This window comes from Bradyrhizobium sp. CSS354 (assembly GCF_029051725.1).
GTDB lineage: Bacteria > Pseudomonadota > Alphaproteobacteria > Rhizobiales > Xanthobacteraceae > Bradyrhizobium.
The window spans coordinates 106,582-125,832 of sequence record NZ_JAACFU010000018.1; the positions used below are offsets into that span (position 1 = coordinate 106,582).

18 protein-coding genes and 1 pseudogene are annotated in these 19,251 nt (G+C 62.5%); 10 read left to right on the forward strand and 9 right to left on the reverse strand.

Annotation, left to right across the window (positions count from 1 at the left end):
* The first annotated feature begins 226 nt into the window (after nt 1-226).
* Complete coding sequence (locus tag GWG67_RS31275) at nt 227-1,213, forward strand: helix-turn-helix domain-containing protein (RefSeq protein ID WP_275173296.1); 987 nt, start codon at nt 227-229, stop codon at nt 1,211-1,213.
* A gap of 80 nt (nt 1,214-1,293) precedes the next feature.
* On the opposite strand, the gene GWG67_RS31280 is transcribed toward GWG67_RS31275, so the two are convergent.
* Nucleotides 1,294-3,615 (reverse strand): molybdopterin guanine dinucleotide-containing S/N-oxide reductase, encoded by a 2,322-nt coding sequence (locus GWG67_RS31280; protein WP_275173298.1) that lies wholly within the window; start codon nt 3,613-3,615, stop codon nt 1,294-1,296.
* 354 nt (nt 3,616-3,969) lie between these two features.
* On the opposite strand from GWG67_RS31280, the gene GWG67_RS31285 reads away from it, so the two are divergent.
* Entirely contained in the window at nt 3,970-4,320 is a 351-nt protein-coding gene (locus GWG67_RS31285) for a RidA family protein (RefSeq protein ID WP_275173299.1), read from the forward strand.
* Between the two features lie 80 nt (nt 4,321-4,400).
* On the opposite strand, the gene GWG67_RS31290 is transcribed toward GWG67_RS31285, so the two are convergent.
* The gene (locus GWG67_RS31290; protein WP_275173301.1) at nt 4,401-5,345 is read right to left on the reverse strand and encodes a LysR family transcriptional regulator; all 945 of its coding nucleotides are present in this window, start codon (nt 5,343-5,345) and stop codon (nt 4,401-4,403) included.
* A gap of 232 nt (nt 5,346-5,577) precedes the next feature.
* Between GWG67_RS31290 and GWG67_RS31295 the strand changes: the two genes are divergently transcribed.
* The 3 genes from GWG67_RS31295 (at nt 5,578) to GWG67_RS31305 (ending at nt 8,662) form a co-directional block, all read left to right on the forward strand.
* Nucleotides 5,578-6,513, forward strand: a complete 936-nt coding sequence (locus GWG67_RS31295) for an MBL fold metallo-hydrolase (protein WP_275173302.1) — start codon at nt 5,578-5,580, stop codon at nt 6,511-6,513.
* A gap of 15 nt (nt 6,514-6,528) precedes the next feature.
* The gene (locus GWG67_RS31300; protein ID WP_275173304.1) at nt 6,529-7,530 is read left to right on the forward strand and encodes an alpha/beta hydrolase; all 1,002 of its coding nucleotides are present in this window, start codon (nt 6,529-6,531) and stop codon (nt 7,528-7,530) included.
* Between the two features lie 355 nt (nt 7,531-7,885).
* On the forward strand, nt 7,886-8,662 hold the full coding sequence (locus tag GWG67_RS31305; protein ID WP_275173305.1) for an outer membrane protein: 777 nt from the start codon (nt 7,886-7,888) through the stop codon (nt 8,660-8,662).
* Nucleotides 8,663-8,742: 80 nt separating this feature from the next.
* Here the strand turns inward: GWG67_RS31305 and GWG67_RS39140 are convergent, their stop codons facing one another.
* From GWG67_RS39140 to GWG67_RS31320, 4 genes and pseudogenes are all read right to left on the reverse strand, one after another.
* Nucleotides 8,743-8,919 (reverse strand): LuxR C-terminal-related transcriptional regulator, encoded by a 177-nt coding sequence (locus tag GWG67_RS39140; RefSeq protein WP_369335506.1) that lies wholly within the window; start codon nt 8,917-8,919, stop codon nt 8,743-8,745.
* Between the two features lie 63 nt (nt 8,920-8,982).
* Entirely contained in the window at nt 8,983-9,294 is a 312-nt protein-coding gene (locus GWG67_RS31310; protein WP_245313336.1) for a phasin family protein, read from the reverse strand.
* A gap of 56 nt (nt 9,295-9,350) precedes the next feature.
* Nucleotides 9,351-10,214: an alpha/beta fold hydrolase gene (locus GWG67_RS31315; RefSeq protein WP_275173306.1), complete on the reverse strand. Its 864-nt coding sequence runs from the start codon at nt 10,212-10,214 to the stop codon at nt 9,351-9,353.
* 9 nt (nt 10,215-10,223) lie between these two features.
* A pseudogene (locus GWG67_RS31320) lies at nt 10,224-12,730 on the reverse strand (alpha/beta hydrolase).
* A gap of 135 nt (nt 12,731-12,865) precedes the next feature.
* On the opposite strand from GWG67_RS31320, the gene GWG67_RS31325 reads away from it, so the two are divergent.
* The 5 genes from GWG67_RS31325 (at nt 12,866) to GWG67_RS31345 (ending at nt 16,244) form a co-directional block, all read left to right on the forward strand.
* Nucleotides 12,866-13,792 carry an alpha/beta fold hydrolase gene (locus GWG67_RS31325; RefSeq protein WP_275173308.1) on the forward strand — a complete coding sequence of 309 codons (927 nt, stop codon included), beginning with the start codon at nt 12,866-12,868 and terminating at the stop codon, nt 13,790-13,792.
* A complete protein-coding gene (locus GWG67_RS31330; protein ID WP_275173310.1) occupies nt 13,789-14,382 on the forward strand; it encodes a hypothetical protein in 594 nt (197 codons plus the stop codon). Before GWG67_RS31325 ends, GWG67_RS31330 begins: the two co-directional genes overlap by 4 nt.
* 90 nt (nt 14,383-14,472) lie before the next feature.
* A complete protein-coding gene (locus tag GWG67_RS31335; protein ID WP_275173312.1) occupies nt 14,473-15,120 on the forward strand; it encodes a CoA transferase subunit A in 648 nt (215 codons plus the stop codon).
* 3 nt (nt 15,121-15,123) lie between these two features.
* Nucleotides 15,124-15,774, forward strand: a complete 651-nt coding sequence (locus GWG67_RS31340) for a 3-oxoacid CoA-transferase subunit B (RefSeq protein ID WP_275173314.1) — start codon at nt 15,124-15,126, stop codon at nt 15,772-15,774.
* An 11-nt stretch (nt 15,775-15,785) separates the two neighbouring features.
* Nucleotides 15,786-16,244: a MaoC family dehydratase gene (locus GWG67_RS31345; protein WP_275173315.1), complete on the forward strand. Its 459-nt coding sequence runs from the start codon at nt 15,786-15,788 to the stop codon at nt 16,242-16,244.
* Nucleotides 16,245-16,262: 18 nt separating this feature from the next.
* Here GWG67_RS31345 and fabI read toward each other — a convergent pair whose 3' ends face one another.
* Genes fabI through GWG67_RS31360 form a run of 3 tightly spaced genes read right to left on the reverse strand, consistent with a single transcriptional unit; the run spans nt 16,263 to nt 19,230 of the window.
* Nucleotides 16,263-17,051, reverse strand: a complete 789-nt coding sequence (gene fabI / locus GWG67_RS31350; RefSeq protein WP_275173316.1) for an enoyl-ACP reductase FabI — start codon at nt 17,049-17,051, stop codon at nt 16,263-16,265.
* The gene (locus GWG67_RS31355; protein WP_275173318.1) at nt 17,048-18,262 is read right to left on the reverse strand and encodes an acetate/propionate family kinase; all 1,215 of its coding nucleotides are present in this window, start codon (nt 18,260-18,262) and stop codon (nt 17,048-17,050) included. Before GWG67_RS31355 ends, fabI begins: the two co-directional genes overlap by 4 nt.
* A 5-nt stretch (nt 18,263-18,267) precedes the next feature.
* On the reverse strand, nt 18,268-19,230 hold the full coding sequence (locus GWG67_RS31360; protein ID WP_275173320.1) for a phosphate acetyltransferase: 963 nt from the start codon (nt 19,228-19,230) through the stop codon (nt 18,268-18,270).
* Between the last annotated feature and the right edge of the window lie 21 nt (nt 19,231-19,251).

A 19,251-nucleotide genomic window follows, 5' to 3' on the forward strand; every position in this document is an offset into this window, starting at 1 on the left:
TCTCCCGAGTCGGATCAGGGAGGCGCAAATATCTGATAAAATTTGCAAAAAAGGCGCTTCCTGAGACGGGATGTCGCACCTGATGCGCTCCCACAAAAACTAACACATCCTAATCACCACTAACGAGCTTGCAGCGCAGCTCACCCCTATCCTCTCACCATGGAAAACGTGGGGCTTTGCGCGTTTGCGGTCGCAAACAGCGGAGGAAGCCCGGAGAGGACGAACGATGTTGACCAATTTGCAGGCGGCTGAAGCCTGGATTGAATTTCCGGGCGGCTCGGGGGATTGCGAGATCCCCCAGGCAACACAAGCGATCATTCGGGAGCGTCAATGGCGTCAAATCGATCCGCGCACCGGGGCGGCGGCCGCCGATGACATCGCGATCTCGCGATGGGAGGACCCGCGGAGCACCTCGTCGCACCAGGCGACGACGCCTGACGATCGCTATTTCGTCGGCATCGCACTGAAGGCCACGCGCGCGAAACTCACCCGGGATCGTCAGGTCATTTTCGACGGCACCATGCCCGCAGGCACACTGTATCTCACCGCGCCGTCGAAGCCCCTCGCGGTGCAATTCCAGTCGCCATGCGCCTTCCTGCACTTCCACATCTCCGCGGATCACTTTCCGGAGCAATCTTCGGCGACCGAAGGATTGAATGATCTCGTCCTGTTGCGCGACCCGCTCGCAGCCGAGCTTGCCAAGGCGCTGATCGAACTTGGCGACGCCGCGGACCACGAGTTTACGCGCTGCATTGGCCAAACCCTCGCGATGCATCTCGCGCGCCTGGAATTGCCACGCGCCAAGGTCAATGCCTTGCCGAAATGGCGGCTGCGGCGGGTTGAGCAATATGTCGCCGATCATTTCCACCGCGGCATCAGCCTGTCCGAACTCGCCAAGGTCGCCGGCCTGTCCAGAATGCACTTCGCGGCGCAGTTCCGCGTCGCGACCGGTTACCGGCCCCGCGAATATCTGCTCAATCACCGGATCGAGCATGCCAAGATGCTGCTGGCAGCCACCGACCGGCCGTTGGCGGAGATCGCGCTTGCGGTCGGCTTCAGCACGCAGGCGCATTTTTCGACCGTGTTCAAGCGCATCAGCGATCAATCCCCGGCACGCTGGCGCCTCGCCAACAAGGGCGAACGGCGAGAGGTGCAAGCACTCCCGCCGCGTCGTCCTTCGACGGAGAGGGACTGGATCAGCGCAGCCGCGTAAGCATCCGCTCGCGCCCTCATCCTCCCGGGCCTGCGAGCCACTCGGGCCGTCCCTGCACCCACAGGGCGGCCCCTTTTTTTCTACACCGGATCGAAAGCCCGGATCGGCGGCAGATTGCCGGTGAACTTCTCGACCTCGACTGTCGTGAGCTGGCCGGTGCAGCCCTGCGCAAAGGACGAGGTGCCGACGTCGCGGGTGAGCACGTTCGGGTTGCCGTGCACGCAAAGCGGCGCGTCGTCTTCGGGGTCCATCGGGTCGTACCAGGCGCCGGTCGGGAGCTGGACCACGCCGGACGCGATACCGTCGGTGACGTGGACCGCGGCGAGACAGGCGCCGCGCGCGTTGAACAGCCGGATGATGTCGCCGTGCTTGATCCCACGCGCGTCAGCGTCCCGTGGATTCATGCGCGCGACCTCGCGGCCGCGGTGTTTGCTTTGAAGCGAATGTCCACCGAAATCGAGCTGGCTGTGCAGACGCGTCACCGGCTGGTTGGCGACCAGGAAGCACGGCGCCCCCGGCTTGGGCATATCGGACTTCTCCAGCCAGACCGGATGGCCCGGACAATCCGCATCGCCATGACCCGCGATCTTGGCGGAGAATATTTCGACGCGGCCGCTCGGCGTCGGCAAAGCGTGATTGACGGGATCGTCGCGGAAGCGGCGCAGCCGGCCGCCGTCGTCGGGCTGTTGCGGCACCACCAGGCTGCCGCGCCGCCAGAACTCTTCGAAGCTCGGGGCCTCCAAACCGCGCGCTTCGAGCGAGGCGCGGGTCGGCTCATAAAGATGCTCCAGCCACTGACGTGACGTCCGCCCCTCGGTGAAGGGTTCGCGCGCGCCGAGACGGTCGGCGAGATCGGCGAAGATCTCGTAATCGTCGCGCGCAAGGCCGAACGGCTCGGCAATCCGGTGCATGGCGACCATGAGGGGATCGTTGCTGGAATAGCCGATGTCTTCGCGCTCGAGCGTCATCGTCGAGGGCAGCACGATGTCGGCATGCCGGGCCGTGGCAGTCCATGCGAGCTCGTGCACGACCAGCGTGTCGACTTTCGCAAACGCCTTGCGCAGGCGGTTGATGTCCTGGTGGTGATGAAAGGGATTGCCGCCGGCCCAGTAGACGAGGCGGATATCCGGATAGGTGCGCGTCTCGCCGTTGTAGCGATAGGTGCTACCGGGATTGAGCAGCATGTCGGCGATGCGCGCCACCGGAATGAAATCGCGGACAGCGTTGCGACCCTGCCCCAATGTCGGCCCCGGCACGTCGTTGACGCGGCGGCCGTAATAGCCGATCGCCCCCAACGAATAGGCGTAACCGCCGCCGGAGAGGCCGATCTGGCCGAGCGCTGCCGCCAGCACCATGCCCATCCACACCGGCTGCTCGCCATGCTCGGCGCGCTGGAGCGAATGCGAGACGGTGATGAGCGCACGCTTGCCGGCGAGCCGGCGCGCCAGCTTGCGGATTGTGTCGGTGTCGACGCCGCAGATCGCAGCGGCCCATTCGGCGTCCTTGGCTTGGCCGTCGCTTTCACCAGTGAGATAGCGCAGGAAGACGGGCCATCCCTCGGTGTAGCGATCGAGGAAAGCCTGATCGTGCAGGTTTTCCGCGACCAGCGTATGAACGATGCCGAGCATCAGCGCGGTGTCGGTGCCGGGCACGCACGTCATCCATTCCGCGCCGGCCTCGACGGGCAGGTCTTCGCGCAACGGGCTGACCAGGATGAACTCGCAGCCGCGGCGGCGCGCAGCTTCCATCGCGCCGCGCTCGACATGCTTGCTGATCGAGCCGCCTGCGACCATCGAGTTCTTCAGCGCCATGCCGCCGAATGCCAGCACGATGTCGGTGTCAGCCGCGATCTGCTCCCAGGTGACGTTGCGCTTGGTGATGTCTTCGTAACCGCAGAGGATCTGCGGCAGCAGCACCGAGGACGCGCCGGAGGAATAGGAGTTCACCGAGCGCACATAGCCGCCCAAGGCGATGTTGAGGAAGCGATGCACCTGGCTCTGGGCGTGGTGGAAGCGGCCTGCGCTCGACCAGCCATAGGAGCCGCCGAACACTGCGCCGGGGCCGCGCGTGTCACGGATGCGTGCCAGTTCGTCGCCGAGCAGATCGAGCGCCTTCTCCCAGCTGACGGAGACGAATTCGTCGCGGCCGCGGCGATCGTCCGGACCGGGACCGCGTTCGAGCCAGCCGCGGCGGATCGCCGGTTGGGTGATGCGCGCCTGATGGCGCAGCGCGCCGGGAAAATTGCCGATGATGCCGTTCGGATCGGGATCGCCCGCATAGGCCCTGACCTCGAGCCCGGCCTCGCCTTGACGTGCCGAGAACACGCCCCAATGCGAGGTGTGCGGCTTGAAGCCGTCGGACAGGTCGAGGCCAGGGTCGGGGAAGCCAATCGTATCGTCCATCGTCGCATTCCTTGTTCCGGTCGCGGGCACTGTCCCTGCCGCACCGTTGTAATCCGGATAGCAGTATAGCGATCCGCTCTTCGATGTCGTCGGCTCAGGGCCGGCGAAAATGCCGGGCGCTCGTGCAAGGACAGATTGGCGAACGTTCGAGGGAACCAAGGGCGGCGATTTTTCGACTGATTTGTCCCTTTATTTTCAACGTTCTAGTCGGCTGCATTCGGAGCCGTGCGGCCCGTCTTTCGGTAAGACTTTTTCGGTAAGACTTTTCGGTAACTTGGCGCGAGATCTCTTGCAACGACACTGACATTGAAATGTGCGATATCCCGGCCCCTCACACACAACATCGGTCCGGTCATGATCAAGCGCGTCTTGCCCTACGAAGGTCTGCTCCACGAAGTCGTCGAGCACAATGGCGTGCTTTACATCGGTGGAATCGTCCCCGAGGACACGAGCCTCGATATGTCTGGCCAGGCCAACGACGTCCTCGGGCAGTTGGCGCAGCTGCTGAAGACTCTCGGATCCGATCTGAGCAACGTCTTGCAGATCACCATCTACATGGCGAGCCTCAAGGAGAAGGCGGAGTTCAATGCGGCCTGGAAGGCGCATTTTGCAGAGGCTCATCTGCCGGCGCGCGCCGCAATCGGCGTGGCCGATCTCGGTTCTGGCGTCAAACTCGAGATTACGGCCATCGCCGCTCGACAATAGTGGCACGGGATCCGCTGATTGAGAGTCCCGACGATCATGAAGCCTGAATGCGTGACTTGGTGCGGTTGAGGCAAGTTGCATCAGGAGGCGGCCGCTTGGTACAGGCACTCGCGTAGCCAAGCATGAGCTCCGTCCTCCTGATTGCGCGGATGCCACAGCGCAACGATACGCGCTGGCGGCAGATCGAGCGGCGGCGGCGTGAGATCGAGCTCGTGGGAAAATCGCATCAGAAAACGTCGCGGCAGGGTGCAGATACAGTCGCTGTGGGCAAGGATGACCGGCGCCAGCGCATAGGTTTGAATCGAGACGGCGACGCGTCGGGAACGGCCCAGCGCGGCCAGCGCGTCGTCGACGAGGCCCGAGAATCCGCCGCCGTCGGCAGAAATCAGCAAATGATCGAGCGCACAAAAGCGATCGAGATCAAGCGCGCCGTTGCCGCGGGGATGACCCTTGCGCTGGGCGGAGAGGAAGCTGTCCTCGAAAAGCGGGCGCTGCATCAGATCGCCGTGTGCCCCGTCAGCCCCCGTCACCAGAATGTCGATCTCGCCCCGTTCAAGCCGATCGACCACGTCGCGCGTAGGATGAACGAAGGCCAGCCGCGCCCGTGCGGCCATGGAGGTCAACCGCGCGACGAATCCGGGCGCCAGCGTCACGGCTGGATTCTCATGGATGGCAACGACAAAGGTGCGCTGGCTGCGGACCGGGTCGAACACGGCCGGCCCTTCGACCATGCGACGGAGCTTGCCGAGCACGTCCGCCAGCTCCGCCTGCAGCTCCACCGCTCTCGTCGTTGGCACCACCCCGCGGCCCGCCGCCGCGGGCACGAACAACGGGTCGGCAAAGACCTGTCGCAGCCGGTTCAACCGAGCCGATAGCGCCGGCTGGCCGATGTTCAGGCGCGACGCCGCGCGCGTGACGTTCCGCTCGCGCAGCAGAGCCTCCAGGGCGAGCAATAGGCCAAGGTCGATCTCGGAGAGATCGGTGTCGTCGGCCGGCCGACCTGAACCGCGTTCCGCATCCGGCATCGGTCCTCCTCCGTTCAAGGCACATGATCGCGGCCGGATGAGCCGCGATGAGAGAGGTAAAGCCAAAATGGCGGTCTGAAAAGCGGAGCTGACAGCCTTTCGATATCGACGAGGTCGATGGGACCTATCGAGCCCACGGCCCTCCCGGCGGCGTGATGCGCTTCGTACTTCCCGGTCATCGCGGCGCTGGCAATCAGGCCGGCTCAGTCACGACCTGGAGTGGAGGACCTTGATGACGCAAGCGACGAAAACCTATCGCGTTGGCGATGCAGCCGTCACGCGGATCGATGAGTTGCGGCTTGCCGCATTCAAGTTCGACGCCCTCTATCCTGACGCCGAGCCGGACGCGCTGGAGCGCCATCGCGACCAACTCGAGGCAGGCTCGTTCGATCCTGCGACCGGCATCTTCATTCAAAGCATCCACAGCTGGCTGGTCAAAACCCCGCACCACACGATTTTGATCGACACGGCGACCGGCAACGACAAGAACAGGCCCGACATCCCGCCGCTCCATCATCTAAACGAGCCCTTCTTGGCGCGGCTGGCCGCGGCGGGCGTCACCCCGGAACAGGTTGACTACGTTCTACTCACTCATGTCCACGCTGACCACGTCGGCTGGAACACGCGACTCGTCGACAATCGCTGGATCCCGACGTTCCCGAATGCGACCTACGTCTTCTCCCGGATCGAGCAGGCCTATGGCGAGCGCCTCGCGGCGGGCACGGAGCCCGCAGGGGCAGCCCGCCCGGACCCTGCCCTCGGCCCGGCAGTGCGCAAGCCGGCTGACCGTGTCTATGACGACAGCGTGCGGCCGGTGATCGAGGCAGGGCTTGCCCAGCTCATCTCCGTGAATGGTGAGGAGGTCCTCGACGGCATCTCCTTCATTCCGACGCCCGGCCACAGCATCGATCACGCGTCGATCCGCCTCGTGTCACGGGGCGAGCAGGCGCTTTTTGCCGGCGACGTGATGCACCATCCGCTGCAGGTATATGAGCCTTCGCTCAATTCCTGCTTCTGCGAATTCCCTGAGGCCGCCTTGCGCTCGCGCGCCGCCGTGCTCGAGGACGCAGCCGAGCTTGGCGCAACCGTCTTCACCACCCATTTCGCACAATCGTCCGTCGGACGCATCGACCGCCGCGGCGATCGCTTCGCCTGGCACTTCGTCTGATCAAGGAGACCGATCATGGACCAACAAACTTACGCGCGGGCAGACGGGCCCGACATCGTGGTCGAGGATCTCATGATCCCGAGCGACACGGCCGGCATCTCGCTTCACTTGCGCAACAAGCGACAAGCGGCGCTCAAGACGTTTTCCGCCGAGCGAACCATCCTGATGATGCATGGCGCGACCTATTCGTCGGAAAGTCTGTTCGACACGCCGCTCGGCGGCGTCTCCTTCATGGATTATCTCGCCGGGCACGGCTACGACGTCTTTGCACTCGACGTACGCGGCTATGGCGGATCGACGCGTCCGCCCCAAATGGATGCGCCGCCGGAGGACTCCGAGCCGCTTGTGCGCACCGAAATCGGCGTGCGCGATCTCGCCAGCGCAGTTCAATACATCCTGAAGCAGCGCAACATCACGCGGCTCAATCTGGTCGCCATGTCCTGGGGCGGCTCCGTGGCCGGTGCTTACACGACAGACAATAACGACAAGATCGTAAAGCTCGCGCTGGTGGCGCCGCTATGGTTGCTGAAGGGCCCGGCTCCGATCGATGCGGGCGGCCGGCTCGGGGCCTATCGCAACGTCCCTGTTCTGGACTTCAGGGAGCGCTGGCTTTCGGCAGCGCCCGAAGCAGCGCGACCAAGTCTAATTCCAGCAGGCGGCTTCGAACTGTGGGCGAACATCTCGCTCGCAACAGACCCGCAGGCTACCGCAGGAGCTCGTCCGCTCATGCGTGCCGTGAACGGCCCGATCCTGGACATCCGCGAATACTGGGCCGCCGGCAAGGCCCTTTACAACCCCAGCGCCATTCGCGTGCCCGTGCTTCTGGTCCACGCCGAATGGGACCGCGACGTGCCCATCAGCTCGACACAGGATCTCTTCCTCTCGCTGAAACAGGCGCGATATCGACGATGGGTCGAGATCGGCGAAGGCACGCACATGGTTCTGCTGGAGAAGAACCGGTTGCAGGCATTCGCCGCAATTAGCCAGTTTCTCTCGGAACAGCACGAGCATGACTAGCGCGGTCCTGGCGCGGATCCCGCCGCGAGAACACAGTGCTTCGCCTGATACTTCCACAATGAGGCGCAATCGTCTGACGACTTCAAGAACAATCCGCGCATCGACATGCGGCTCGACCGCCCGGCCACGTGAGCGAGGGCCGGGGACGGGCCAAATGGCGACATCCAAGCGCAACTCCAGGACCTGGACTCCTGGTTGATTGGTCAATGCCTCTGTCACAACCACAGCATGCTTATTGCTGAATTTACCCGAGTGTTGCCGCCTGGGCACGTCGCATGCTCGTCGGATCAGCTAGATTCGAGCCGGGAATGCCGGACACCAGAAAAAGAACCGGTGTCGTTCGGGTGAAACGTGGATGGAGCGAAAATATGAAGAAGTGATGTTAAGCGGCATGGCCTTGCTGGCCGTGAGCATGGCGGCCCCCGCCTCAGCGGCTGATCTGGCTGCTAAACCTTACGTCAAGGCCCCGCCCCCGGTGGTCGCGCCGATCTATGATTGGACCGGATTCTACATCGGCGCAAACGGCGGTTGGGGGCAAAGCCACGGTTGTGTGGATTTCGTGACGCCCGCAGGGACAGTCGCAGGTGGTTGCGCGGATCGCTCCGGGGGTCTTGTGGGCGGCCAGATTGGGTACCGCTGGCAAACCAATCAATTTGTGCTCGGCCTGGAAGCGCAAGGAGATTGGGCCGAGATCAAGAACACGCGCGTCAGTCTGATCGATCCATTGATTTCGACCACAGGCAAAATTGACGCAATCGGTCTCTTCACGGCGCAACTCGGTTGGGCGTGGAACGCCTCGCTGTTCTACGTGAAGGGCGGCGCCGCCGTGACCCGTAACCGATTCGATATATTCAACAACGTCACCGGGGTCGGCCTGGCATCGGCTGGCCACACGCGCTGGGGCGGGGCCCTTGGTGTTGGCTGGGAGTACGGCTTCACGCCCAATTGGTCGTTCGGTATCGAATACGACCATCTCTGGATGGGGCGTGACAACGCCGGCTTCGCAGGCGTGGTTACTCCTGGAGGGTTTGTCCTCACCGGCGGTGGGATCAGTCAGGATGTGGACATGGTCACGCTTCGGTTGAACTACCGCTTCGGTGGATACGGCGCACCGGTCGCGGCCAGATATTGATGGCACCCACCTTGGCCAACCAAAAGCCCCGGCACGCCGGGGCTTTTTCGTGTTCGATCGCGTCAAACTGGTCACATTCGTTAAGCAAGCAATCCGAGCCGCTGAGCTATGGTGACCAGCTGTGCCAGAGACCGCACGTTCATCTTCTTCGTCGCTCGATGACGATGTGCCTTGATTGTCCGCTCCGTCGCTCCCACTTCACGCGATCTGCCTGTTGAGTCGTCCGCGCACGACAAGCTCGAATACTTGACGTTCACGTGCAATCAGTGTCGCCAGCATCGCCTGCATCTGCTGCAGCGCGCGTCCGCGACGAGCGTCGCTCAATTCTTCGGTGCAAACGCTTCGGTCGCCGCCTTCATGGCAGACTCGCCCATGCTTCTGGTTTGCTCGGTGAGCAATCGCATTTGGGCCTGGAAGAAATCAGACTGGATCTCGAGGGCGTCCTTCATGTCCTTGGCCTGCATGAGCTTGTCGCCGAGGTCGAACGTCGCGGTGACGTTGCGCTGCATGTAGCCGCAGAACTCCTTAGCGCCGCTTGCAATCGGCAGCTTCGAGGCACTTAAGCCCATTTCCAGCTGCTCGAAATATTCGGCGTTGGCCTTCCGCAGGCGAACAAGCGTCTCGGCGAGCATCGTGCGGATACCCGCTGCGGATGGATTGCTATCGGCCATGGTGTCATTCCTCCTTGTTACGCAGCAAGTCCCCCGAACCACGCACCAAAATAGCCGGCGTAGAGCGCGGGCATTTCAAGGTTCATCGAATGTCCGATACCGGGCACCACGACGAGGCGACAGTCTGGCATTGCCGCGGCCATCGCATGAAGATCGGCGGGGGGGATCCAGCCGTCCCGTTCGCCCCACAATACCAGATGCGAATGCCCGATCTGCGGCATGCGGCTCTCCAATTCCCGGCTCTCCCGCTCGCGCGTGAGATTGACGGGTGTCCCGATCCAGATGCCTTCGGAGACGCCGAAGCTTTGTTCGATAATCCGCTCGAACAGCGCCTGGATGTCCGCGCCCCCTGGACGGAATTGCGGGACCTTATTCGGCGCCATGCTTTCTGGGATAAACAGGGATGAGGCCGCGGTCGCCATCACCGAACGGGTCAACTCTTTGCTCGCCATCATGGCTCGGAACAGTCCGATCTGATCGGTATTGAAGGCCATCCCCAGCGGCGTGACCGGATCAAGCGCGAACACCCGTCCGAAACGGCGCGGTTGCATCAGCAGCATACGGGCCGCAATGATGCCGCCGGTCGAATGCGTTGCAAGATGGCAATAGTTGATATCCAGGGTGTCGAGCGCAGCCAGCATGTCCTTTGCGTGCTGCAGCATCGTGTAGTTGGTATAGTCGACCGTAGGCTTCGGCCGGTCGCTGTCGCCGCAACCGCGCCAGTCGATGCCGATGACGCGAAGACCAGAAGGAAACAGCGGGGCAGCGAGTTCGATCCAGTCCTTGCTGGCGAGATTGCCGTGGATGAAGACGACGGTGACGTCGCCTCGTCCCCACTCCCGCCAGCCCAGCTGGACTTCGCCTGCCTGCACCCTCGGCATCAACCGGCCCTACTTGTTGAGGCCGGCGGTAGGCGCGGCCCCGGGCGGTGTCGGAGCCACCGGCAAGGCCGAGACCACCGCCCCCTTGAGCATGCGGTCGGTCCCGAGCGGCGATGACGTGTCGACGCTTCCCCGCGTCACGAAATCACGACATCGGACGAGTATTCGACCGGATTGTCTGTGTGAATGAAATGCCCGCTCTCCGGATAGATCTTGAGGATCGGCCGATTGCCCGCATTGGTCATGCGCGTCATGAACGGCGTGATGGCGTCGCGTCCGAGGTCTGTCAGCCCGTTGAATGCCGGCGTCGGGATGAACGGCTCCTTGTCGCCGAATGCGAGGAAGATCGGCGCCTTGATCTGCGTGAGCCGCTCGTACAGGTTCTTCGGATCATCCTGCTGCAGCTCGGCGCCGATCGTGTAGATGTCGTAGATAAAGATGTTACACCACTGCTCCAGCTCCTTTGCATTGCCCTTGGTCAGTCCGACGCGCTGCTCGGTGTGGAGGCGGGCATATTCGCTGTCGCTGAAGAAATAGCCGCTTTTGGCAGCCGACACCGCGCCGGTCTCCGGGTCACGCTTCTTGAAGTAGAAGAAGTCACGGATGTTCTGCTCGTCACGCGCCTTCTCCGCGGCAAGGATGCCCGTCTGGTCCCAGGTCGCCCTCCATTTGCCGAAGTCATGATCGAAGGCCGGGTCGAACAGTGGCGCCTTTTTGCCCTTGGCGATGGTGATCTCGCGCGGATATTCCTCGAGACCTGACGGCGCCTCCAGCGCCAAGCCCTGCACTGCATCCGGCCAGGTCAGGGCATAGCCCATCACGAACTGACCGCCGAGCGAATGGCCGAGATAATACGCCTTCTTGACGCCGAGCTGGTTGACGACGAGGTCGTAGATGACCTCGCGCATGTCCTGCATCGTGCGCGCCGGACTCTTGTCGAGATTGCCGGGCCCGGACATGCCGTAATGCGGCAGGTCGGGCACGATCACGCGAAGGCCGCTGCGCAGCGCATACTGCATGATATTGCCGTAGTGACCGCCGAAAGCGCCTTTGCCATGGATGACGACGAGGACCTTCGGATCCTTGTCCGTGCCGGCATATTCATCCATGTAGCCGATCTGCCAGGAATTGCCGCCCTTGTCCTTGGCATTGGCGTATTTGACCGGATAGGGGTAGGTCACGAACTCCTTCCAGAACGACTTTTTGGGGTCGATGTTCTCTGCGACGCCGGGCACCCGATAATTCTTGTCAATGAATTTCTGCGCGCGGTCGAGGCTCGCCACATCATCCATGAACGCAACGAACTTCGGATCATTCTTGCGCTGGTTGATGATCGGAAACACACCATAGTGGGCGACCGGGCTTTCCTGAGCAATAAGGTCCGCGCCAGGCACGCGATCGACTGCCTTCTGAGCCAGCTTGAAGTTCAGCCACAGGTCATTCGTGATGTGCATCACCAGCGTCCGCGCCTGGATGCGGCCGAGATAAGGGTTGATGTTGTGCGTTTCGCCGACACGGTTGCGCCAGACCAGGTCGACCGCATCGTAAAGCTTGGCACGGTTGACGACGTTCAACGCCGCCTTTTCGTTCGGGGGGTCCCAATAGAAGATTTCGGGCTGGACGGCGCCCCAATTCTGGGTCGTACGGAAGGCAAAGTCATAGCCCGTCATGCCGAGGATCGACCAGCCGAACGCCACGCCCGGCATCGGATGCTTCTCTTTGGCCAGCTTGTAATAATCACCCTTGGTGTCCTGCCACACCGGATCGGATTCGATCGCTGCCGTCATCATCTGGAATGTCCAGTTGCCGACCGGATCTTCGCCATCCGATTGCGTGGTGCCGCCGATCGGCATCATTGCGCCGATATATTCGGGATGCATCACGCCCCAGACATAGGTCTGCGTGCCGCCCATGGAAACGCCGGACACCAACGCAACGCGCGCGACCTTCAGCCCGTCGCGCAGCATCCGGTAGTTGGCCTGGACCATGTCGTAGTAACTGTACTGCGGAAACTTTACGCCGAGACCGTCCGAAGGTTTGCTGGCGCCCCAGGTCCCAAGCGGATCGACCATGATGACATAGTAGCGATCCGTATCGATCGGCCGGCCCGGGCCGATAATTGGCACGGTGCCTGACAAGGCTGCTCCTTTGACCCACTGCTCGTACATGTCGGTGGAGTCGCCGGAATAATATGAGTTGATGACAACGGCATTGGTGATCTCACCGGCGGCGTTGCGGCGCGGCGTACCGACCGCGATATAGGCCGTGTGCACTTTCCCGGCGCCAAGCGATTCCAGGGTGACACCGCCCTCCCCGCCATTCTCCCACTTCGAGGGATCGGCGAGATCGTACTTGCCGCCAAGTCGGAAATTCGCGATCTCATAGGTCTTCTTCAGCCCGTCATGCTGCATCTGCGATGAGCGGCGCGTGAAGGGCTGCGCGACCGCGAGCGATGTCCCGATCAACAGCAACAGCAGGCTGATGAGATATCGCCGCATGACATGTCTCCCGATCATGGCGAATTCCTCCGGCAGGCTTTGATTTTTGCCGAAAGCTAGGAGCGGACGCGGCGCGACCTTTGATCTAGCGCAAGGGAATTCGAACTGCCCGCGCGAGAATTTTGAGGACGAATTACATGCCGGGTCGCCGCGATGCCTTTCCTCACCCACGGCTCCTACCGGATCCGGTATGAGCTCGACGGTCCTGCGACGGCACCGGCCTACGTGCTGGTCAATGGACTGACTCAATATTCCGAACTGTGGACCGCTTATCGCGACGCGCTCATCGCACGGGGCTTTCGCGTCGCGACATTCGATCTGCTCGGCCAGGGCGCCTCCGACAAGCCCACGCTTTTCATCAATCAGGACGACCATGTCCTTGCGCTGCATCGCTTGATCGAGATGCTCGGTGAAGGTCCGGTCTTCCTCAGTGGAATCAGCTTCGGCGGCCTGATCGCGCTGCGCTACGCGATCGAGCATGGGGCGCGCCTCTCGGGTCTGGTGCCAATGAGTTGCTTTGCCGAGCTTTCGCCTCAACTTCTCCTGATCGGCAACGCACTACGCACCGGCCTAATTCTGGGTGGAACCGGCTATCTCCAGGATCTGCTGCTGCCGATGAATCTGTCCGATGAATGGTTGAAGCCGCTGTTGGACAAGCTCGACGGGGTCAAGCGGCAGGGCTGGCTGGTAAATGACCTCTACGCGTTGCAGAACCTGATGGAGTCGTTCCTCGACTTCCAGCCGCTGACGCCGCAACTCGCCTCGATCGCCGTCCCAACCATGATCCTGAACGGAGAGTTCGACTTCCTGACGCCGCGCGCCCTCCACGAGACCCTGCGAGTCGGAATCCCCAACAGCGCGCTCGTGATCATCCCGGGCGCCTATCACGCTTTCACGTTGGAAAAGGGTGCACTCACAGCCGACCTGCTCGCGCGCTTCGCCGATGACGTGCTGGCAGGACGCTGGGAGGGTAACAAGGCGGTCCGGATTGCGCCGGAAGATCCTGGCGGTGAGCTCACTCCATTTCCCGCCGGGTACGACCATCTGCGCGCCATCCCCGTTCAGAAGACGCTGCGATGAGCGGATTTCTCGGACCACTCGACTCCGAAGGTCGCGTGCCGCCGAGCCAGCAGACCCGCATCGCCGCTTTCCTGATCTCGGCCCATGGCGCCCTCGCAAGACAGTTCGCCCTCGCCCTGCCGGCTAAGTTCGAGGCCGGCTGGCAGACAGAATTGAACGCTCAGTTCTACCGCGAAAGCGAGATCGTCTCGCTTTTGATGCGGGCAACCGCATGGGTGCCGGATCTCACCCTGGGTTACATGGCCGTGTCCTGGGAGGCCGCCTGGCTTCCGACGCCGAACGAAGGCATGGCCGATCGCTCTCTCTGGCAAGCAGTCCATCTTGCCACGCTCGCGCACGCCCTCCACGCCGCAATCCGGCCAGCGGCGTTGTTACCGGTCGAGGCAAACGCGAATGACCCCTTCGTGATGGCGTTGCGCCGCATCGAGTTCGAGAGCGGGCGTCTGTTGCAGGCACAAATCCTGTTCCTGAAAGGTCCCGACCTATTACCCTTCCGCGACACCGTCAGTACAGTCCTGGAAAGCCGACACACCGAACTGCGCAAGCTCTGGCACGACACGCTCGCGAGCCTGGGAATCGTCCGCGAATGATGCGGAGCCTTGACGCAGATCAAAGCACCGCGACTTCCGCCCTCCAGCATTCATTGACCGTCCTGCACGCGCCGACCGGAGTTCTCCCTCATGAAGGCCATTTCCCTCGAAGAAGCCGTCGCAATGATCCCGGCCGGCGCGAGTGTCATGGTCGGCGGGTTCATGGGTGTCGGAACACCAGAGCGCCTGCTCGACGAGGTGGTTCGGCAGAAGAAGAGCGGCCTCTCGCTGATCTGCAACGACGCGGCGATCCCCGGCAAGGGCGTCGGCAAGCTGTTCGATGCTGCGCTGGTCGCGCGATTGACCGCAACGCATATCGGTCTGAATCCGAAAGCACAGCAGCAAATGTTGGCGAACCAGATCGTCGTCGATCTGGTACCCCAGGGAACCTTCGTCGAGCGCATTCGTGCGGGTGGATGCGGGCTGGGTGGAGTTTTGACGCCAACCGGCGTCGGCACGCTGGTTGCGCAGGGCAAGCGCGAGATCGAAGTCGACGGAAAGCCTTTTCTGCTTGAGACAGCCTTGCGTGCACAGTTTGCGCTGGTGCACGCCTTCCTTGCCGACTACCTCGGCAACTTGGCGTACGCGCTGACCTCGCGCAACTTCAATCCAGTCATGGCGATGGCCGCCGACACCGTGATCGTCACGGCTGAGAACATCGTGCCTATCGGCGTGATCGCGCCCGACCACGTCGTGACGCCGGCGCCGCTGGTCGACTACCTCATTACAAACGGGTGACGCATGGATCCGCAGACCATCATCGCCCGGCGCGTCGCCAAGGAACTTCGGAGCGGCGACCTCGTCAATCTCGGCATCGGTATCCCGACGCTGGTCGCAAGCTACGTGCCAACGGACTTGAAAGTGTTCTTCCAGTCGGAAAACGGTCTGATCGGAACGGGGCCCATCCCCGAGCAAGGCCTGGCGCATCCAACGCTAACGGACGCAGGGGGGCGCCCAATCAGTGCGCTGCCCGGGGCCTCCACCTTCGACAGCGCGATGTCTTTCGGACTGATCCGTGGCGGCCATGTCGACGTCACGGTGCTTGGCGGCCTTCAAGTCGATGCCCATGGCCATCTGGCCAACTGGATGATCCCGGGCAAGATGGTTCCTGGCATGGGCGGCGCCATGGATCTCGTCAGCGGCGCCAAGCGGGTCATCGTCGCCATGCAGCACGCAGCAAAGGGCAAGTCGAAGATTGTTGCGAAGTGCAGCTTGCCGCTGACCTCGGCGCGGCCGGTGAATCTGGTCGTCACCGACTTGGCTGTGATCGGCTTTGCCGACGGCAGAGCGACGCTTCTTGAGACCGCGCCGGGCGTCACGATCGGCGAAGTGATGGCTGCGACGGAAGCCGACCTCCTCGTCGGCGACCATGTCCCGGAGATGATGATCTGAAGGTGAAGGACATGCGGATAATTGGCGATTTCGATGAGATAAGATCCGCGGTCGGCACCGAAATCGGCGCCAGCGACTGGATCGAGGTGACGCAGGACCGGATCAACAAGTTTGCGGAGGCGACCTGCGATGAACAGTGGATCCATGTCGACCAGGAGCGCGCAAGGACGGAAATGCCCGGCGGCACCACCATCGCCCACGGCATGTTGTCCCTGGCGTTGGCGCCGATGTTCATCCGCTCTGTGATGGGGTTGAAAGGCCTCCGAAATACCCTGAACTACGGCGCCGACAGGATCAGGTATCTTTCGCCGGTCCCGGCGGGATCGAAGCTGCGCGGCCGCGTTAGCGTTGCTGAGACGGAGGACGTGCCTCCCGATGGGCTGCGCGTGAACTATCATCTGGTCATCGAGATCGAAGGCGGCAAACGACCGGCCTGCGTCGCCGAGTTGATCGCCCTGCACTATCGTTGAGTCGCGTTCCCGTCCTCATCAATCGATGATGTGATAACCGCCATCAATATAGAGAACGCTTCCCGTAATGAGCTTGGCGCCGTCGAGTGCGAGAAATGCCGTGGCGTTGCCGACGTCGTCAATGCTGACGAGACTGCGCGCCGGCGCCTTGGATTGCGCCTTGTCCATCAGTTCGTCGAAGTCGGGAATGCCTGATGCCGCTCGCGTGGCCAGCGGTCCGGGCGAGATCGCGTGCACGCGGATTCCCCTCGGACCCAGCTCGGCGGCGATGTAGCGCACCGAGGCCTCGAGCGCTGCCTTGGCTACGCCCATGACATTGTAGTTCTCGACCACCATCTGGCTGCCATAATAGGTCATGGTAAACATGGTGCCGCCGTTTTTCATCAGCGGCTCGGCCAGATGAGCCATGCGCATGAAGGACCAGCAAGAGACCTCCATCGTCTTCAGGAAACCGTCGCGGCCGACGTCCACCACACGTCCGTGCAAGGCTTCCTTCGGTGAGAAGGCGATCGAATGCAGCAGGAAATCGAGTTGGCCCCAGTCCCTCTCGATCCGGGCAAACACGTCTTCAGTCTGCCCCTCCGTCATGACGTCGAGGGGCATGAAAATAGACGCCTCGAGTGCCTGCGCAAGAGGCTCGACGTGCTTCTTCGCGCGCTCGTTCAGGTAGGTGACGGCGACATCCGCGCCGAGGGCGCGAAAGGCCTTGGCGCACCCCCATGCGATCGACTGGTCGTTGGCGATGCCTACGACGAGGCCTTTTTTCCCCTTCAGGGCAATCTTGGAATCTGGAAACACTGGAATCATGATGCCCTCTCCTGCCTTTGATTGTTCGCTGTTCTCTTCATCAGCAGCGCCAGTGTGTGCTGCGCGATCATCAGCTCCTCGTCGGTCGGAACCACATAGACTGGGATGCGACTGTCGGAGCCCGAGATCAGCTGTGCGTCGCGCAAATTCTCGGCGGCGCTGAGGGTGACGCCGAGCCACGCGAGCTGGCGAACGACATGCGCGCGAATTGTTGCGGAATTTTCGCCGATACCGGCTGTAAAGACAAACGCGTCCAGCCCCTGCAGCGCCGCGGCAAGCATCCCGGCATTGAGGCCGATGCGATAGCTGAAATATTCAATCGCCAGTCTAGCTCTCGGATCCTCACTGCTCTCCAGCTCCCGCATATCGTTGCTGACGCCGGATAACCCTTTCAAGCCGCAATCGCGGTAAAGGAAGTTCTGGACGTTGGAGGCTGACATCCCCTTCTCGGAAATGAGATAGAGCACGACCCCGGGGTCGACCTGACCAGGGCGGGTTCCCATCGGAAGCCCATCGAGAGCGGTGAAGCCCATGGTGCTTTCGACGCTTTGTCCCGCGCTGAGAGCGCACATCGAGGCGCCGCTTCCGAGGTGAGCGACGATCACCCGACCATTCGCGATTTTCGGCGCGACCTTTGGCAAGGTCTTCGCAATGTATTCGTAGGAGAGACCGTGAAAGCCGTAGCGGCGCACGCCCTCAGCATAGAGCTGATGCGGGATCGCATAGTGATCGGCGACCGCGCTGTGCGTACGATGAAATGCCGTATCGAAACAGGCGACCTGCGGAAGCTCCGGGAAATTGGCCAGGATCGATCGGATCGGGGCCAGATTATGCGGTTGATGCAACGGCGCGAGCGAGATGAACCGCTCCAGCCGGGTCACCACACCATGGTCGACTAGAATCGGCCGGTCGTAGTCCGGGCCGCCGTGAACGACGCGATGACCGACCGCGATCGGGTGAATGCGCATCTCGTCCCGCAACCAGGCGCCGGCGATGTCCATCGCGGCCGGAACATCGGGCACCGCCTCGATCGGATAGGCGCGATCCGCAAGCGGATCGCCGGTGGAGCCACTCGCACGCAGACGCGGGCGGCTGCCGATCCCATCCATCTGCCCTTTCAGCTGTCGCCGCAATATTCCGTCACCCTCGATCGAGTAGACCTGGAACTTGACGCTGGAGGAGCCGGCATTGACCACAAGGATGGTGTCCATGGCGTTCACGCGGCAATCGTTGGAGCACGCCGGCGCCGGGCATGGGCATACAGCGCTGCGACCGCGCACGAGGCCATCCGCGCGCGCGCCGAATCCGCGCGTGACGTCAGGACGACCGGGACCCGGGCTCCGAGCACGATGCCCGCGCCGTCCGCCTTGGCGAAATAGGCGAGATTCTTTGCCAGCATGTTGCCGGCCTCCAGGTCGGGAACGACGAGGATCTGCGCGCGACCGGCGACCTCGGACCTGATCCCCTTGATCCGCGCCGCCTCCACGTCGATCGCGTTGTCGAAAGCCAGAGGTCCGTCGAGGATCCCTCCGGTGATCTGCCCGCGGTCCGCCATCTTGCAGAGTGCTGCCGCCTCGATCGTAGACGGAATCTTCGAGGTCACGGTTTCAACCGCTGACAGGATTGCCACGCGCGGCGATTTGCCGAACCCAGCTTCCACATACAGATCAATCGCGTTCTGGATGATGTCGCGTTTGGCGTCCAGATCAGGGAAGATGTTGATGGCCGCGTCCGTCACGAAGATGGTTTCCGCATAGGCCGGCACGTCCATCACGAAGACATGGCTGATACGGCGGTCGGTGCGCAGGCCTCCGGCCTTCGCGGTGACCGCGCGCATCAACTCGTCCGTATGCAAGCTGCCCTTCATCAACAGCTCACCTCGGCCGGCGTGGATCAGCTCTACCGCCTTTGCAGCGGCTTCGTCGCTATGTGCTGCGTCAACAAGCTCGAAGGCCGCGATGTCGAGACCATACCTGGCGGCCGTATCCCGGATCTTCCTTTCAGGTCCGACCAGGAGCGGCCGGATAATGCCGGCCTGTGCACTATCGACAGCGCCGCGCAATGAGCTTTCATCGCACGGATGCACAACGATGGTTGGGGCCGGCGGCACGGCCTGCGCGGCCGCGATCAAGCGGTCGTATTTGCTCGGGGACTGTGCCTGCGACGTGTCGGCCGACATGAGCCGGTTCCTTCCAGACAG

Bases quoted from the DNA above. Each gene is read 5' to 3' on its own strand.
- GWG67_RS31280 (WP_275173298.1), bottom strand. From the start codon at position 3,615: ATGGACGATACGATTGGCTTCCCCGACCCTGGCCTCGACCTGTCCGAC.
- GWG67_RS31310 (WP_245313336.1), bottom strand. From the start codon at position 9,294: ATGCTCGCCGAGACGCTTGTTCGCCTGCGGAAGGCCAACGCCGAATAT.
- GWG67_RS31295 (WP_275173302.1), top strand. From the start codon at position 5,578: ATGACGCAAGCGACGAAAACCTATCGCGTTGGCGATGCAGCCGTCACG.
- GWG67_RS31315 (WP_275173306.1), bottom strand. From the start codon at position 10,214: ATGCCGAGGGTGCAGGCAGGCGAAGTCCAGCTGGGCTGGCGGGAGTGG.
- GWG67_RS31330 (WP_275173310.1), top strand. From the start codon at position 13,789: ATGAGCGGATTTCTCGGACCACTCGACTCCGAAGGTCGCGTGCCGCCG.
- GWG67_RS31340 (WP_275173314.1), top strand. From the start codon at position 15,124: ATGGATCCGCAGACCATCATCGCCCGGCGCGTCGCCAAGGAACTTCGG.
- GWG67_RS31275 (WP_275173296.1), top strand. From the start codon at position 227: ATGTTGACCAATTTGCAGGCGGCTGAAGCCTGGATTGAATTTCCGGGC.
- GWG67_RS31335 (WP_275173312.1), top strand. From the start codon at position 14,473: ATGAAGGCCATTTCCCTCGAAGAAGCCGTCGCAATGATCCCGGCCGGC.
- GWG67_RS31355 (WP_275173318.1), bottom strand. From the start codon at position 18,262: ATGGACACCATCCTTGTGGTCAATGCCGGCTCCTCCAGCGTCAAGTTC.
- GWG67_RS31360 (WP_275173320.1), bottom strand. From the start codon at position 19,230: ATGTCGGCCGACACGTCGCAGGCACAGTCCCCGAGCAAATACGACCGC.
- GWG67_RS31300 (WP_275173304.1), top strand. From the start codon at position 6,529: ATGGACCAACAAACTTACGCGCGGGCAGACGGGCCCGACATCGTGGTC.
- GWG67_RS31345 (WP_275173315.1), top strand. From the start codon at position 15,786: ATGCGGATAATTGGCGATTTCGATGAGATAAGATCCGCGGTCGGCACC.
- GWG67_RS31285 (WP_275173299.1), top strand. From the start codon at position 3,970: ATGATCAAGCGCGTCTTGCCCTACGAAGGTCTGCTCCACGAAGTCGTC.
- GWG67_RS31290 (WP_275173301.1), bottom strand. From the start codon at position 5,345: ATGCCGGATGCGGAACGCGGTTCAGGTCGGCCGGCCGACGACACCGAT.
- GWG67_RS31325 (WP_275173308.1), top strand. From the start codon at position 12,866: ATGCCTTTCCTCACCCACGGCTCCTACCGGATCCGGTATGAGCTCGAC.
- fabI (WP_275173316.1), bottom strand. From the start codon at position 17,051: ATGATTCCAGTGTTTCCAGATTCCAAGATTGCCCTGAAGGGGAAAAAA.
- GWG67_RS31305 (WP_275173305.1), top strand. From the start codon at position 7,886: ATGGAGCGAAAATATGAAGAAGTGATGTTAAGCGGCATGGCCTTGCTG.